The 14,863-nt window shown below is 67.8% G+C and carries 13 protein-coding genes and 2 tRNA genes; 7 read left to right on the top strand and 8 right to left on the bottom strand.

Annotation, left to right across the window (positions count from 1 at the left end; translation table 11 throughout):
* Positions 1 to 169 precede the first annotated feature (169 nt).
* On the bottom strand, positions 170 to 2,323 hold the full coding sequence (locus AC1KAT_RS02905; protein ID WP_480322596.1) for an Ig-like domain-containing protein: 2,154 nt from the start codon (positions 2,321 to 2,323) through the stop codon (positions 170 to 172).
* A gap of 350 nt (positions 2,324 to 2,673) precedes the next feature.
* On the opposite strand from AC1KAT_RS02905, the gene AC1KAT_RS02910 reads away from it, so the two are divergent.
* Positions 2,674 to 4,854, top strand: coding sequence for a protein-disulfide reductase DsbD family protein (locus tag AC1KAT_RS02910; protein ID WP_480322598.1), 2,181 nt, complete (start codon positions 2,674 to 2,676; stop codon positions 4,852 to 4,854).
* A gap of 100 nt (positions 4,855 to 4,954) precedes the next feature.
* Here AC1KAT_RS02910 and AC1KAT_RS02915 read toward each other — a convergent pair whose 3' ends face one another.
* A complete protein-coding gene (locus tag AC1KAT_RS02915) occupies positions 4,955 to 5,500 on the bottom strand; it encodes a BON domain-containing protein (RefSeq protein ID WP_480322600.1) in 546 nt (181 codons plus the stop codon).
* Between the two features lie 199 nt (positions 5,501 to 5,699).
* Here AC1KAT_RS02915 and AC1KAT_RS02920 point away from each other — a divergent pair, with 199 nt between their 5' ends.
* Complete coding sequence (locus tag AC1KAT_RS02920) at positions 5,700 to 6,365, top strand: RluA family pseudouridine synthase (protein WP_480322602.1); 666 nt, start codon at positions 5,700 to 5,702, stop codon at positions 6,363 to 6,365.
* Positions 6,366 to 6,398: 33 nt separating this feature from the next.
* Here AC1KAT_RS02920 and AC1KAT_RS02925 read toward each other — a convergent pair whose 3' ends face one another.
* A complete protein-coding gene (locus tag AC1KAT_RS02925) occupies positions 6,399 to 7,061 on the bottom strand; it encodes a Smr/MutS family protein (RefSeq protein ID WP_480322604.1) in 663 nt (220 codons plus the stop codon).
* Positions 7,058 to 7,732, bottom strand: coding sequence for a RadC family protein (gene radC / locus AC1KAT_RS02930; protein WP_480322606.1), 675 nt, complete (start codon positions 7,730 to 7,732; stop codon positions 7,058 to 7,060). Before radC ends, AC1KAT_RS02925 begins: the two co-directional genes overlap by 4 nt.
* A gap of 126 nt (positions 7,733 to 7,858) precedes the next feature.
* Here radC and AC1KAT_RS02935 point away from each other — a divergent pair, with 126 nt between their 5' ends.
* From AC1KAT_RS02935 to AC1KAT_RS02950, 4 genes are all read left to right on the top strand, one after another.
* Positions 7,859 to 8,302 carry an FKBP-type peptidyl-prolyl cis-trans isomerase gene (locus AC1KAT_RS02935; RefSeq protein ID WP_480322608.1) on the top strand — a complete coding sequence of 148 codons (444 nt, stop codon included), beginning with the start codon at positions 7,859 to 7,861 and terminating at the stop codon, positions 8,300 to 8,302.
* Entirely contained in the window at positions 8,302 to 9,294 is a 993-nt protein-coding gene (ispH, locus tag AC1KAT_RS02940; protein WP_480322610.1) for a 4-hydroxy-3-methylbut-2-enyl diphosphate reductase, read from the top strand. Before AC1KAT_RS02935 ends, ispH begins: the two co-directional genes overlap by 1 nt.
* Positions 9,295 to 9,354: 60 nt before the next feature.
* A complete protein-coding gene (gene serS, locus AC1KAT_RS02945; RefSeq protein ID WP_480322612.1) occupies positions 9,355 to 10,653 on the top strand; it encodes a serine--tRNA ligase in 1,299 nt (432 codons plus the stop codon).
* A 62-nt stretch (positions 10,654 to 10,715) separates the two neighbouring features.
* Positions 10,716 to 10,803 (top strand) — tRNA-Ser (locus AC1KAT_RS02950).
* Positions 10,804 to 10,865: 62 nt separating this feature from the next.
* Here AC1KAT_RS02950 and AC1KAT_RS02955 read toward each other — a convergent pair.
* Genes AC1KAT_RS02955 through AC1KAT_RS02965 form a run of 3 tightly spaced genes read right to left on the bottom strand, consistent with a single transcriptional unit; the run spans position 10,866 to position 13,140 of the window.
* Complete coding sequence (locus AC1KAT_RS02955) at positions 10,866 to 11,948, bottom strand: WD40/YVTN/BNR-like repeat-containing protein (RefSeq protein ID WP_480322614.1); 1,083 nt, start codon at positions 11,946 to 11,948, stop codon at positions 10,866 to 10,868.
* Between the two features lie 21 nt (positions 11,949 to 11,969).
* Complete coding sequence (locus tag AC1KAT_RS02960; RefSeq protein WP_480322616.1) at positions 11,970 to 12,239, bottom strand: MoaD/ThiS family protein; 270 nt, start codon at positions 12,237 to 12,239, stop codon at positions 11,970 to 11,972.
* A 34-nt stretch (positions 12,240 to 12,273) separates the two neighbouring features.
* Positions 12,274 to 13,140: an alpha/beta hydrolase gene (locus AC1KAT_RS02965; RefSeq protein ID WP_480322618.1), complete on the bottom strand. Its 867-nt coding sequence runs from the start codon at positions 13,138 to 13,140 to the stop codon at positions 12,274 to 12,276.
* A 176-nt stretch (positions 13,141 to 13,316) separates the two neighbouring features.
* Here AC1KAT_RS02965 and AC1KAT_RS02970 point away from each other — a divergent pair.
* A tRNA-Ala gene (locus AC1KAT_RS02970) sits at positions 13,317 to 13,392 on the top strand.
* A 140-nt stretch (positions 13,393 to 13,532) separates the two neighbouring features.
* Here AC1KAT_RS02970 and AC1KAT_RS02975 read toward each other — a convergent pair.
* Positions 13,533 to 14,756: a DesA family fatty acid desaturase gene (locus AC1KAT_RS02975; protein WP_480322620.1), complete on the bottom strand. Its 1,224-nt coding sequence runs from the start codon at positions 14,754 to 14,756 to the stop codon at positions 13,533 to 13,535.
* Between the last annotated feature and the right edge of the window lie 107 nt (positions 14,757 to 14,863).

Consider the following 14,863-nt stretch of genomic DNA (forward strand, 5'->3'; position numbering starts at 1 on the left):
GGTTGCCGCGATCGAACCAGTCGAGCGGGGAGCTTCTTGCTGTCAGAGGGTGCCTACAGTCCCTGTGGGCACAGCTGGCCCCTTCCCGTTGGTGACGGGCACCGACAAAAAAAACGCGGCCCGAAGGCCGCGTTTGCATGACACCGCTGGTGCGCGGCTGAACGTCGCGTCAGGGGATGAAGTTCAGCGTTTCCGGCAGCGGGCCGGCGATGGGGGTCTCGAAGATCGGGCCTGCGCCGTCCGGGTCGATGATGGTCGTCCCGTTGCTGGCGAAGAACACCGCGATCTGCGTCTGCGCCGCGATGGCGATGGGCGCCGTGGCCGCGGCGGCCACCCCGGTCAGGAAGGTGTGGGCCGTTTTGCCCACGGCCGGGTTGGCTGCATAGGCCAGATCGTTGCGGTAGTACGTGGTGCGGGCCGCGAAGTCACCCGCGCGGATCAGCGCGGTGCTGGTGGGATTGGGCACCACGAGGTCGCCCTTGGCCACTTGCACCAGGATCGACTTGGGCGCGTTGCCCGGCAGCGGCCGCTTCGTGATGTACGAGGCATAGGCCACCGGGTTGCCCGGCTGCTGCACCCACTCGGCACGTTCGAGCGCCTGCTGGATGGCCATCGCGCCCGGCACCGCGTTGGTCACCGGCGGCAGGTTGCGCAGCGGGATGTTCTCGTTGAACACCAGCCCCGACGGGTCGGCCACGTTGATCAGCGGGGGCGTGCGCAGCGCCAGGTAGGCGCCCGTCTGCGGACGGAAGATGGCGCTCAGGCGCGCGATCTCGTTCAGCGAACCACCGCCCACGTTGGGCACACCGGCCTTGATGCTGGGCTCGATGCCCATCACGATCGAGCCGTAGATGGCGCCGAACGACTGGCCCGCGTAGTAGATGCGTTGCGCGTTCAGGTCGAGGCTGCCATCGCCGTCCACGTCCACACCCGATTCGATCTGGCGCACGAGCTGCATCACGTCGATGGCCGTCTGGCGCAGGCCGTCGCGGCTGCTGATGATCTGGCGGGGCGCAGCGGCGGCCACGCCCTCGGTCGCGTCGATGTTGCCGTTGCCGTCGGCGTCGACACCGCGGCCACCGGCCGGCACCACCACGGGCGCGGCGGGGTTCGAGTTGCGCAGCACGTTCAGCGTGCCTTGCGCACCGCCGCCATGGCCCACGACGTTGATCGAGACCACCGCGATGCCTTGCGCCGTGAGCGACGAGGCCACGGTGAAGGGGGCGCCATACATGCTGTCAGAGAAGCCGTGTCCGAAGATCGCCACCGGGTAGCCGCCCGCCGGCTTGGCGCCGGCCGGCAAGAAGAACTGGGCCGTCAGCACGTTGCTGCCTTGCAGCGCCGGCGTGCCGGTCATCGTGGGCACGGTCGGGATGTAGCGCCCCGCCGTCATGTAGTTCGGCGAGGCGAAGCGGCCGTAGGCCACCGTGCCCACCGAGTTGGGCTGGATGGCCAACGCCGGCGTCGGCAGGAACGACGCCGTGAACACCGGTGCCGTGCCGGTCTGGCGGTTGAATTGGATGCCTGCCACGTCGGCCAGCGGAAACACCGCGCGCACCGCACCGGCTGCGCTGGTGCCGATGTTGAAGTTGATCGCGGCCGGGCGGCTGCGCTTGATGGCGTTGCGCACGCGTTCGAGGTCCGACGACACGGTCTGCGTGGTGAACAGGCTCATCGCGACGATGCGCTTGGTGTCCACCCCCGTGCTGCGCTGGGCGTCGAGCAGGGCCTTGCGGTAGTTGGCGATCTCGGGGTTGCGCGCCGAGGCGGCGTCGAGCGCCTGCATGAACTTGCCGAAGGCGCCGGTGGTGATGGGCGCGCCGGCGGCGTCTTTCACGCCGTTGGTCACCACGAGCACGTAGCGCGAGGTTTCGTTGAGCAGTTCGTCCGACTCGAAAGCCAGCATCTTGCTGGCCGTGTCCCACACCACCTGGTTGATGCCCACGCGCTGGCCGAAGCCCTGGCCGGTCAGCGTGTGGCCGAGGTTGAACAGGAAGACGTTCGCGCTGGTGACCGTGGCCGGGTCGATGGCCCCGTCGAAGGGCACCGTGATGCGCGGCTGCGTGTTGAAGCCATCGAGCAGGTTGATGACGTCGATGTCGGCGCAGTCGGACGCGAAAGTCGTGCAGTTCGGCTTGGGCAGCTTGACGCGCTTGAGCGTCTTTTGCGCACCGTCGTACGTCGTGAAGCGGTCGCTCGGGAAGGGCGTGGTCGCCGGGTCGGTCAGGTTGTATTGAACGCTCACGGCCTGGGCCCACAAGGGCAGTGCAAGCAGCGCGATGGCCGTTGCGAGGCGCGGGTTGCGGGGGGCAAAACGCAGCATGAGAGGGTCTCCTGGGGATTGTTGAAATCGGAACGCCGGCACGTCGCGAGCACCGAGAGGCCCGGACTGTGGAATTGTTGGCGTAAAAAGTGACGTCGCACGTCGTCAAGGAGACTCGACGACTGCGTACAAACCCTTGCCGCCCCCATGAACCGGTGGGGCGCCGCACGGCCCAGAGGCACGAAGGTCACCAGTGGTATCCGGCCGTGACACTCCCGGCTCGCAGCGTTACCTGCATGGAACAATCCGCCCCCTCGGCCTTCGGTGCGGAACCGAAGCACCGCCTCCCGTTCAGACCCAGCACCCCGGCGCCCCTTCGAGCGAGCGCCCTGTCCCTTTTTGGAGTGGTGATGTCTCGCAGCACCTGGCGCCTGGCGCTTGCCGCCCTGGCCCTTGTTTCGTCCCTCGTCGCGGGTTTGGCCTACGCCGCCTCGACCGTCAAGACCCCCCACGTCACCGCCGAGCTGGTGGCCGAACGCAGCGCCGTGCAGCCGGGCGAGTCGCTGCAGATCGGCCTGCGGATGCAGCACATCCCGCACTGGCACAGCTACTGGCGCAACCCGGGCGATTCGGGGCTGCCCACGACCATCCAGTGGACCTTGCCGCTGGGCGCCAACACCGGCGACATCGAATGGCCCGCGCCCCGGCGCCTACCGCTCGGCCAGTTGGTCAACTACGGCTACGAAGATGAAATCCTGCTGCCGCTGCGCTTCACCGCACCGACGGGCGCCTTGCCGGGCACCACGCTGACCCTGCGCGCGCAGGTCAATTGGCTGGTGTGCAAGGACGTGTGCATTCCTGAAAACGCCACGCTCGACCTGCAGCTGCCGGTGGTCGCCGCCGGCACCACGCCGGGCTCGACGGCGCACAGCGCGCTGTTCGAACAGGCCGCCGCCCAGCAGCCCGTGGTCTTGCGCGACTGGAAGCTGCAGGCGCAGGTCGCGGGCCGCGACGTGCTGTTGACGATGGAGCCCGAGTCGCCCGAAGCGCGTGCCCAGTTGGCGACGCTGCCCGAGGTGCATGTCTTTCCGTTTGCCGAACAAGTCCTCGAACCTGCGCAGCACGAGCCCTACCGCACGGCCACCGGCTACGCGGTGAAGCTGCGCCTGATGGACGGCATGAAGCTGCCCGAGACGCTCGACGGCATCGCCGTGCTGCAAGACGCGTCGGCGCCCGTGTGGGGCGGTGCGCAGCGCTCGGCCGAGTTCAGCGCGCCGGTGCAGGCGGTGTCGCGCGTGGCCCTGCCCGACGGCGCGCAGCGGCTGGGCGGCGTGTCGCCGGTCCAACTGAATGGCGGCGCCAACCTCGGCTGGTTGACGGCGGTGCTGCTGGCCTTCGTGGGCGGCATGGTGCTGAACCTGATGCCGTGCGTGTTTCCGGTGCTGTCGATCAAGCTGCTGAGCCTCGCCCAGCACCACGACACGCCCCACACGCTGCGCACGCACGCACTGGCCTACACGGGCGGCGTGGTGCTGAGCTTCCTGGCGCTGGCCGGCGCCTTGCTCGCGCTGCGCGAAGCGGGCAGCGCCATCGGCTGGGGCTTCCAGTTGCAAGAGCCGGGCGTCGTCTTCGTGCTCGCGCTGCTGTTCTTCGTGATCGGGCTCAACCTGATGGGCGCGTTCGAGTTCGGCCACCTGGTGCCGCAAGGCCTAGCCAACTGGCGCAGCCAGCGACCCTCGGCCGATGCCTTCGGCGCGGGCGTGCTGGCCGTGGTGGCGGCAAGCCCCTGCACGGCGCCGTTCATGGGCGCGGCGCTCGGCTATGCGATCACGCAATCGGCCGCGGTCAGCCTGAGCGTGTTTGCCGCGCTGGGCCTGGGCATGGCGCTGCCCTACGTGGTGCTGGTGCTGTCGCCGGGCTGGCGTTCGCGCCTGCCGCGCCCCGGGCCGTGGATGCTGCATCTGAAGCAGGCGCTGGCCTTCCCGATGTTTGCCACGGTGGTGTGGCTGGTCTGGGTGCTGGGCCAGCAGGCCGGCATGGATGGCGCCGGTGCCGTGCTGATGGCCCTGGTGGGCCTGGCCTTCGTGGTGTGGCTGGGTGGCCTGCGCGCGGCGCGCGGCTGGGTCGGCCGGGTGGTCAGCGTCGCGCTCGTGGCCGGGCTGGTCGCCTGGGCCTGGCCACAGCATGCGCTGGTCGAGGCGGCCAACCCGCACGGCGACGCGTCGGGCACCAGCGTCGAGTCGCAGTGGCAGCCCTACGACGAAGGTGTCATCGAGCAGCGCGTGGCGCAGGGCCAGCCGGTGTTCGTCGATTTCACCGCGGCCTGGTGCGTGAGCTGCCAGGTCAACAAGCGCCTGGTGCTGCACCGTGAAGAAACCATGGCCGCGTTTGCCAAGGCCAACGTGAGCCTGATGCGCGCCGACTGGACACACCGCGACGAGCGCATCACCGCCGCGCTGGCCAAGCTGGGCCGCAACGGCGTGCCGGTGTACCTGCTGATCCGGCCGGGGCGCGAGCCGCTGCTGCTGCCCGAGGTGCTGACGCAAAACGTGGTGCGCGAGGCGCTGGCCACGCTGGGCAACCCGGGCTGAACCTGTACGGCACGCCCCACAAGCAAGAAGGCCCGGCATTGCCGGGCCTTCTTGCGTTCAGCCCCGCCGCCGAAGCGCCGGAGCCGGACTGGGGCTGTCGTTACTCGACGCGCAGCTGGTTGTCCACGCTCACCACGCCCTTGACCGAGGTGGCGATCTGGGTGGCGCGTTCGCGTGCGGCCGGGGTCGGCGCGGTGCCCTTGAGCATCACGCGGCCGCCGTCGGTATCGACGTTGATCTTCAGCGACGACAGCTGCGAGTCCTTGGCCAGCTCGGTGTTGACGGCGGTGGTGATCATCGCGTCGTTGACCTTGCTGCCGGTGCGGTCGGTGGCTTCCTTGGCTGCGTCGCGCACGTCGCGGCCCGCTTCGCGCGCGTTTTCTGCCGTGCGGTCCATGGCGCTGGATGCATCGGCCTGCATTTCACGGGCGCGCTGCTCGGCGGTGGTTGTCGAGGTCGCCGGCGCGTCCGGCAGGGTGCTCGTGGTGGGCGCCGGGTTGACCGGGGTTTCGCCTGCGGCCGTGGGCGGCATGTCGTTCAACGAGGCGGTGTCGTCGCGGCGGTCGCAGCCGACCAGTGCCAGCGAGGCGACGAGCAGGCCAGCGGCGGTGGCAGCGGTGGTCCGGGACAGGATGGGCTTGTTCATGAGGTCTCTCCTTTTCATGCGGCCGCCGGATGGGCGGCGAACTCGGGCCGGGCCGTTCGACCCCGCCCGTTCTCGGGTGCCGCAACCTTAGGCACTGGCGCGGGCCGGCGCGGTCAGCCGGCCACCCCTGCGCGTGTCGGACGATGCCTCGCCCGGGCAGGCCTCGGCGGCCCTTGCCGCCCCCACAATGCGCGCCGCCATGACGCCACCGCCCGCCCCACCCTCGCCTGCCCTCGCCGACCTGTCGGTCGTCTGGGGCGACGACACCGCCGTCGTCGTGGACAAACCCGCCGGCCTGCCCGCCGTGCCCGGCAGGCCCGCGGCGCTGCACGACTGCGTGGCCTCGCGCGTGCAGGTCGGCTGGCCCGACGCGCGGGTCGTCCACCGGCTCGACATGGCCACCTCGGGCCTGCTGCTGATGGCACGCGGCGCGGTCTGGCAACGCGCCTACAGCGCGCTCTTCGCCGAGCGCGCGATGCACAAACGCTACGTGGCGGTCGTCGCCGGCCTGCTGCGCGACGACGCCGGCGAGATCGACCTGCCGCTGATCGCCGACTGGCCCAACCGCCCCCGACAAAAGGTGGACCCTACGGTCGGCAAGCCGTCGCTGACGCGCTATGAGGTGATCTCGCGCGACCCGGTGATCAACCGCACGCGCGTGGCGCTGATGCCCGTCACGGGCCGCTCGCACCAGCTGCGCGTGCACCTGATGGCACTCGGGCACCCGATCGTCGGCGATGGCCTCTATGCGCCCGACGCCGTGGCGCTGGGGTCGCCCCGCCTGCTGCTGCACGCCGAGCGGCTGGCCTTCACGCACCCGGGCTCGGGCGAGCCGGTGGCAGTGGAAAGCACAGCGCCGTTCTAGGGTCTGTTCGCACGGAAAGTGCGACCCGAGCGATCAGGCCGGTTCAACCGGCCGCTGGCCGGCCTTCAGCAACACCACCAGGGCACCATGTCCGCCGTCGGATGCGCGGGCCTGCACGAAGGCGAGCACTTCGTCTTTCTGCACGAGCCAGGTGCGCACCTTGCCCTTGAGCACCGGTTCGCGGCCGGGCGAGCCGTTGCCTTTGCCGTGCACCACGCGCACGCAGCGCAGTTGCCGCCGCACCGCGTCGCGCAGGAACTCGGCAAGCTGCTCGCGGGCTTCATCTCGGCGCAGGCCGTGCAAATCCACCTGCGCCTGGATGGTCCAGCGGCCACGCCGCAGCTTGCGCACCGTGTCGAGGCCGATGCCCTCGCGGCGATAGAACATCGCCTCGTCGGTTTCGAGCAGCGATTCGGGGTCGAACTCGTCCGAGATGGCCTCGCGCAGCGCCTCGCGTTCGTCAAGCTGGCGTTGCACCGGCTCGGGCGCCGGCTTGCTGAGCAGCGGCTCGACGCGGCCGGCGTCGCGCATGGGCTCGACCCGACCCACGCTTGTGGCGAACAGGTCGCGCTCGCGGCGGGCCCGGGCTTCGTCTTCGCGGCGGCGCTGTTCGCGTTCGGCCGCCTCTTTCTGCGCACGCTGGATGGCCGCCTTCAGCTGGCCCAGGTCGTTGAACGTGCGCAGCCGGGTGCTCACAGCAGGCCCCGCTCCGCGAACGAGACGACCTTGCCGTGACCCACGACGAGGTGGTCGAGCACCTGCACGTCCACCAGGGCGAGTGCGGCCTTGAGCGTCTGCGTCAGAAATTCATCGGCGCGAGACGGCTCGGCCGCGCCCGACGGGTGGTTGTGCGCGAACACCACGGCCGCCGCATTCAGCGCCATCGCGCGCTTGACGACCTCGCGCGGGTACACGCTGGTCTGCGTGAGCGTGCCGCGAAACATCTCTTCCATTTGCAGCAGGCGGTTCTGGGCGTTGAGAAACATCACGACGAAGACCTCGTGCTTGAGGGCGCCAATCTGCAGTCGCAGGTAGTCTTTCACGCGGGCGGGCGAGTCGAACAGCGGGCGCTCGGCCAGTTCTTGAGCAAGCGAACGGCGTGCAAGTTCCAGCACGGCGCTCATCTCGGCGCGCTTGGCCGGGCCCAGGCCCTTGATGCGCTTGAGGTCATCCGGGCCGGCCTGCAGCAGGCCCGACAGGCCGTCGAAGCTGTCGAGCAGTTGCTGCGACAGTTGCAGCACCGAGGTGCCTTTGAAGCCCGTGCGCAGCAGCAAGGCAATGAGTTCCGCATCGGCCAGTGCCTGCGGGCCGCGCGAGAGCAGCTTCTCGCGTGGGCGCGCGTCTCGCGGCAGATCCTTGAGCACCATTCTTCAATTCCCCCTGCAGCACCGGTCGTTGCCGGCTTGGTCGTCGTGGTTCTTTGTGGCAACTCGCGGCGCATCGCGCCCGGGCACCTAAAATTCGCCGCAGTCTATCGAGAACCGGGAACTCACTTGAACCACGTCCAACAGGGCTCTTTCCTGACCCTGCACTACCGATTGGCCGGCCCCGACGGCGCCGACGTGATCAACACCTTCGCCGAAAAGCCGGCCACGCTGTCGCTGGGCACAGGTGAACTGGCCCCGGCCATGGAGCAACGCCTGATGGGCTTGCCCGAGGGCACGCGCACCACTTTCCAGCTGACCGCCGGCGAGGCCTTCGGAGACCGCAACCCCGAACTGCTGCAACGTGTGAAGCTCGCGCTGCTGCATGAACTGGGCGACCCCGACGAGCAGTATTCGGTGGGCGACGTGGTGCAGTTTCCGACGCCGGACGGCCAGGGCTCGTACGCCGGCGTGGTGCGCGAGGTCGGCCCCGACTGGTTGCTGTTCGACTTCAACCACCCGCTCGCCGGTCAGCCCGTGACCTTCGAAGTGCAACTGATCGGGGTGCTGTGATGGGCGAACCCGGCAAGAGCATGCCCGCCGGCCTCGACGAAGTGCTGCTCGCCGAGCCGCGTGGCTTTTGCGCTGGTGTGGACCGCGCCATCGAAATCGTCGAGCGCGCGATCAAGAAGTTCGGCGCGCCGATCTACGTGCGGCACGAGATCGTGCACAACACCTACGTGGTGAACGACCTCAAGGCCAAGGGCGCGATCTTCATCGAAGACCTCGCCGAGGTGCCACCGGGGGCGACGTTGGTCTTCAGCGCCCATGGTGTGTCGCAAGCCGTGCGACAAGAGGCCGCCGCGCGTGGCTTCAGCGTTTTCGACGCCACCTGCCCGCTCGTCACCAAGGTGCACGTCGAGGTCGCCAAGCTACACAAAGAGGGCTACGACTTCATCATGATCGGCCACAAAGGCCACCCCGAAGTCGAAGGCACGATGGGGCAGTTGAACGAAGGCATCCACCTCGTCGAAGACGTGGCCGATGTCGAGCGTTTGCAGCTGTCGGCCGACACGCCGCTGGCCGTCGTCACACAGACCACGCTGTCGGTGGACGACGCTGCCGAGATCCTCTACGCCGTCAAGCGCCGCTTCCCGCACATCCGCGAGCCCAAGCAACAAGACATCTGCTACGCCACGCAAAACCGCCAAGACGCGGTGAAGGTGCTGGCGCCGCAGGTCGATGTGCTGATCGTCGTCGGCAGCCCGACCAGCTCGAACAGCAACCGCCTGCGCGAGCTGGGCGAACGCCTCGGCGCCGACGCCTACATGGTGGACACCGCCGCCGACCTGAAGGCCCAGTGGTTCGACGGCAAGCGCCGCGTGGGCCTGACCGCCGGCGCGTCCGCCCCCGACGTGCTGGTGCAAGACGTCATCGCCCGCCTGCGCGAACTCGGCGCGGTGTCGGTTCGCAAGATGCCGGGCGTCGAAGAAACGGTTCACTTCCCCTTGCCGATGGGCCTGGGCGACAAGTCGATGGCCGAGGTGGTGGCGTCACGATCGTGACGGCCGACGCGCCTCGCCCCCAACGACCCTCGTTCCCACCTCTCATCGGAAATACCTTCCATGCTTGACATCAGCCTGCTGCGCAAAGACCTCGACACCGTGGTCGCCGCGCTTGAGAAACGCAAGAGCCCGCAACCCTTCCTCGACGTTGAACGCTTCACGTCGCTCGAGAACGAACGCAAGGCCAACCAGACCCGCACCGAAGAGCTGCAGGCCAAGCGCAACAAGCTGTCCAAAGAGATCGGCATGAAAAAAAAGGGCAAGGGAGAAGACGCCTCGGCCCTGATGGCCGAGGTGGGCCAGATCGGCGACGAGCTGAAGAACTCGGCCGAGCGGCTCGACGTCCTCCAGCAAGAGCTGTCGGCCCTGCTGATGAACCTGCCCAACCTGCCGCACGAGAGCGTGCCGCAAGGCAGCAGCGAAGCCGACAACGTCGAGGTGCGCCGATGGGGCACACCGCGCAGCTTCGACTTCACGGTGAAAGACCACGTCGATCTGGGCGAGCCGCTGGGCCTCGAATTCGACACCGGCGCCAAGCTGGCCGGCGCGCGCTTCAGCTTCCTGCGGGGGCCGATCGCCCGGCTGCACCGCGCGCTCGCGCAGTTCATGCTCGACGTGCAGACGCAAGAGCACGGCTACACCGAGTGCTACACGCCCTACATCGTCAACAAAGAGGTGCTCGAAGGCACCGGCCAGTTGCCGAAGTTCAAGGACGACATGTTCTGGGTCAGCCGTGGCGGTGACGAAGAGCAACGCGAGCAGTACCTGATCTCGACGTCGGAAATCTCGCTGACCAACACCGTGCGCGAATCGGTGCTCGCCGCCGACCAGTTGCCGATCAAGCTGACGGCGCACAGCCCGTGCTTTCGCAGCGAAGCCGGCAGCGCCGGGCGCGACACGCGCGGCATGATCCGCCAGCACCAGTTCGACAAGGTCGAGATGGTGCAGATCGTCCAGGCCGACAAGAGCTACGAAGCGCTCGAAGACATGGCGCGCCACGCCGAGGCCATCCTGCAGAAGCTCGGCCTGCCCTACCGCGTGGTCCTGCTGTGCAGCGGCGACATGGGCTTTGGCTCGACCAAGACCTACGACCTCGAGGTGTGGCTGCCCGCGCAGAACACCTACCGCGAGATCAGCTCGGTGTCGAACTGCGAAGCCTTCCAGGCGCGGCGCATGCAGGCGCGTGTGAAAAACGCGCAAGGCAAGAACGATCTGGTGCACACGCTCAACGGTTCAGGCTTGGCCGTGGGGCGCACGCTCGTGGCGGTGCTCGAGAACTACCAGAACGCCGACGGTTCGATCACCGTGCCCGAGGCGCTGCGGCCTTATCTGGGTGGTCAGGAAAAGCTCTCGGTCTGAACCTGATTTCTGTGCGCTAGAATCACGGGCTTCGGCGAAATCGACCCGCCGACACCAGTTCAGGAGAGGTGGCAGAGTGGTCGAATGTACCTGACTCGAAATCAGGCGTACCGCAAGGTACCGTGGGTTCGAATCCCACCCTCTCCGCCAAAGCAAGAAGAAGCCCGCAGCAGCGGGCTTCTTTCTTTGTGGGGTGCGCAGCCCCGTTCAGGTCAGCCGAAACACACCGCGTAGATCGGCGGCAGGTGCCCCGCGACCTGCACCCAGGCGTCGCCCGCGTCGTCGCTCGCCCACAGGTTGCCGGTGGTGCTGCCCATCAGCAGCGAGCAGCCCGAGGCGTCCACCACCAGCCCATGGCGGTAGATCAGGTCGTAGCAGTCTTTCTGCGGCAGGCCCTGGCGCAGGGTGTCGAAGGTCTGGCCGCCATCGCGCGTGCGGTTGATGGCGAAAGCCGCGCCCACCGGCAGCCGGCATTCGTCTTTCACGGCCGGGGCAAACCAGGCCGTGTCGGGTTCCTGCGGGTGCACGGCGACCGCGAAGCCGAAGTTCGACACGGGCACCTCGGTGATTTCTTGCCACGACACGGCGTTGTCGGTGGACCGCCAGATGCCGTTGTGGTGCTGCGTCCAAAGCACCTCGGGGCGCGTCTCGCAGCGCACCACCCGGTGCGGGTCCTGGATGTTCGGGTCGCCCGCCCCCTCGGGCGGCATGTACGCGGCGCGCATGCCGTCGGCCTGCAGTTGCCAAGTCTCGCCCCCATCGCGCGTGCGCCACACCCCGCCGCACGAGATGCCGACCAGCAGCTCGTCGCGCTGGGTGGGGTGCGGCAGGATCGAGTGGATGCCCGGCACGTCGTAGCCGCCGCCGAACCACCCCAGGCGCTCGGGGCGGTTCCACAGCGACTCGACCAGTTGCCACGACGCGCCGAAATCGTCGCTGCGAAACAGGCCGCCGGGCAAGGTGCCGGCCCAGACCGTGTCGCCCGACCGTTCGAGCGACCACACCTGCACCAGCTTCCACGGGGGGCCCTCGGCCTCGGGTGGTTGCGCGGGGTAGGTCGGCGTGGCCACCTCGCGCCAAGTCGCCCCGGCGTCATCAGACGCATGCAGCTTCACACCGAAGTGCCCAAGGTTGAGCGCCGCCAGCATGCGCCCGCGCGCATCGGGCGGCAGCAGCATCGACACCGGCTCGGCCAGAAAGCTCACGCGCTCGACGGCCCAGGCGCCACCGCGCCGGCGCAGTTCGAACAGCCCTTTGCGGGTCGCCACCCAGGCGCGGTCACTGAGAGAGGTCATGCGGCATCTCCTCGGTCGTCGTCAGCCACCCGACAAGGCCTGCATCACGTGGACCTGGCTGTCGGGTTGCAAAGGGTCGTCCAGACGCACGCGGCTGTCGATGCGCCGGCCGTCGATGAAGGCCACCACGTTGGGTCGCAGGTGCTGCTGGTCGTCGAGCACGTAACCGCGCAAGCGCGGGTTGATCGCAAATGCGGCTTCGAGCGCCTCGCGCAGGGTGGCGGCCGGTGCGTCCACCTCGGGCACCTCGGTGAAGCGCTTCAGCTGCTGGGTGAACACCACACGGGCCATCGGGCGGCGATGATGCGCCCGCCGCGCGAGCGCGTCAGGAAAGACCCAGCAACTCGCGCGCGATCTCTTGCAGGCGCGACGACGGGTCGGCCAGGTCGTGCAGCACGTCGAAATGGTTCTTGCCCGCCATACCTTCGCACACAGGCACGGCCTTCGCGCCCCAGGCCTTGTGGATCAAGGCCGTCTGGCGCAGGAACTCCTCGCTCTCGTCGGCCCCCACCACCGCGCAGAGCTTGCCCTTGGGGCGCGGAAAGTACGCCGGGCTGAGTTTCTTCACCTGCGCCGGCGTGAGCCGCAGGTCGTCCTTCAGGAAGGGCGCCTGCCGCACCGGCTCCAGGTCGAACACCCCCGAGATCGACAGCGCCGACTTGACCAACTGCGCCGGCAGTTCCGCGCCGACGCTCGGCCAATGGCAGCTCAGCAGCATTGCCGCCAGATGCCCGCCTGCCGAATGGCCCGCCACCACGATGCGCTTCGGGTCGCCGCCGTACAGTGCCACATTGCGATAAGTCCAGGCCAGGGCTCGCACGAGCTGCAAGGTGATGGTCTGTACGCTCACCGGTCGCTCGGCCGTGCCCGGGCAGAGCGAGTAGTTGGGCACCACGACCGTTGCCCCGGCGTGCACGAAGGTCGGGGCGATGAACGACACATCGCTCTTGTCAAGCGAGCGCCACCAGCCACCGTGAATGAACACCAGCACGGGCGCATGCGCCTTCGCGCAGGGAAAGATGTCGAGCGTCTCGTCGGGGCCCGGCCCATACGCGACGTCCAGGCGGCGCGACAAGCCCTCGCGCGAAGTCTCGGAAGCCTTGGCCCACCTTTCGAGGATCTCTTCATGCTCGGCCACCCGGGCGCGGTTGTTGTACTGAAGGTCCAACCAGGCAGGATCGAGACGTGTCATGAGGGCTCCGAAACGGGGGCGCAGGCGGGCACGAAACAGCACACCGGACAGCGTGCTTTCTATAACGAGGTTCGACCTCGCGCCAGCATAGGGGCCTTGCCCGTGCGCCGGGCGCAACGCAGCGGCGACCAGCATCCGCGCCCGCCCGCTCTTTTGCTACACTGCGCGACTCGGTCGGGGGGGTAGCTCAGCTGGGAGAGCGTCGCGTTCGCAATGCGAAGGTCGGGAGTTCGATCCTCCTCCTCTCCACCAACCGATTCAAAAGCCAGGCTGCATGCCTGGCTTTTTTCTTGTCTCTGCACGTGTTGGCTATGCCAGTGCAAAGGGGCAAAAAAAAAGGCCCGCGCAGTGCGGGCCATTTTTGTTTCGAGCCTTGCCGGAAAGTTGAGCCGTCAGGCGTGTGCTGCGCGCAGCTTGAGTGCGAACTCTTGCAACGCGTGGATGCCGCTCTCTTCGGCCTTCTTGCACCAAGCCTGCAGGTCGACGACCAGTTGCTCGGCCGACACGTTGGTGCGCGTCCAGAGCTGGCGCAGCTCTTCGCGCATGGCCACGAGCTTGGCAAGCTTCGGGCTGGCTTCGCAGGCGTTTTCGACCTGGGCCTTCACGTGCGACGGGATCTTGTCTTCGTCGCGGTGCAACCAGCGGCGGGCCAGGCGCATGTCGGCGAGCTTGGCGCTGCCGCGGGCCCCTTCGGCCTTGAGGCGCTTGACCTCGGTGCGGCAGGCATCGCGCAGACCAACGGCGTACTTGGCCATCACTTCGTAGCGGTTGGCGATGATGGCCTCGAGCGTCTTCGAGTCGGCCACCGGCTTCACATCGCCGAGCTTGAGCATCGGGGGCGTCTTGCGTACCTTGGCCAGACCGAGCATTTCCAGGCCGCGGATGTACATCCAGCCGATGTCGAATTCGTACGGCTTGACCGACAGCTTGGCCGAGGTCGGGTAGGTGTGGTGGTTGTTGTGCAGCTCTTCGCCGCCGATCAGGATGCCCCAGGGCGACACGTTGGTGCTGGCGTCGGCCGCCTCGAAGTTGCGGTAGCCCCACCAGTGGCCCAGGCCGTTGATGATGCCGGCGGCGGTGATCGGGATCCAGACCATCTGGATCGCCCAGACCGTGAGGCCGGCCGCGCCGAACATCAACAGGTTGGCGATCATCATGATGCCCACGCCTTGCCAGGTGTAGCGGCTGTAGACGTTGCGCTCCATCCAGTCGTCGGGCGTGTTGTGGCCGTACTTCGCCAGCGTCTCTTGGTTCTTGGCTTCGTTGCGGTACAGCTCAGAGCCGGTCAGCAACACGGTCTTGATGCCGTGGGCGACCGGGCTGTGCGGGTCGTCCATGGTTTCGCACTTGGCGTGGTGCTTGCGGTGGATGGCGACCCATTCCTTGGTCACCATACCGGTGCCGAGCCAAAGCCACAGTCGGAAGAAATGCGAGGGGATCGCGTGCAGGTCGAGCGAGCGGTGGGCCTGCGAGCGGTGCAGGAAGATCGTGACGGCGGCAATCGTGATGTGGGTGGTGACCAGCGCGTACAGCACGATCTGCCACCACGTGGTTTCGACGAGGCCGTGGGCCAGCCAGTTCACCAATCCGTCCCAAACGAGCATCAATTCATTCATTCAACTACTTTCAAGCTGCCAGAACAGGCAGGTGCGGCATTCTAAATGTCCAGGTTGTGACGAAAGCCGGAAAAACCAGGCATTCCGGCGCTCGGCGGGCCGATTCA

Source organism: Piscinibacter sp. PDB5-1, from assembly GCF_056676035.1.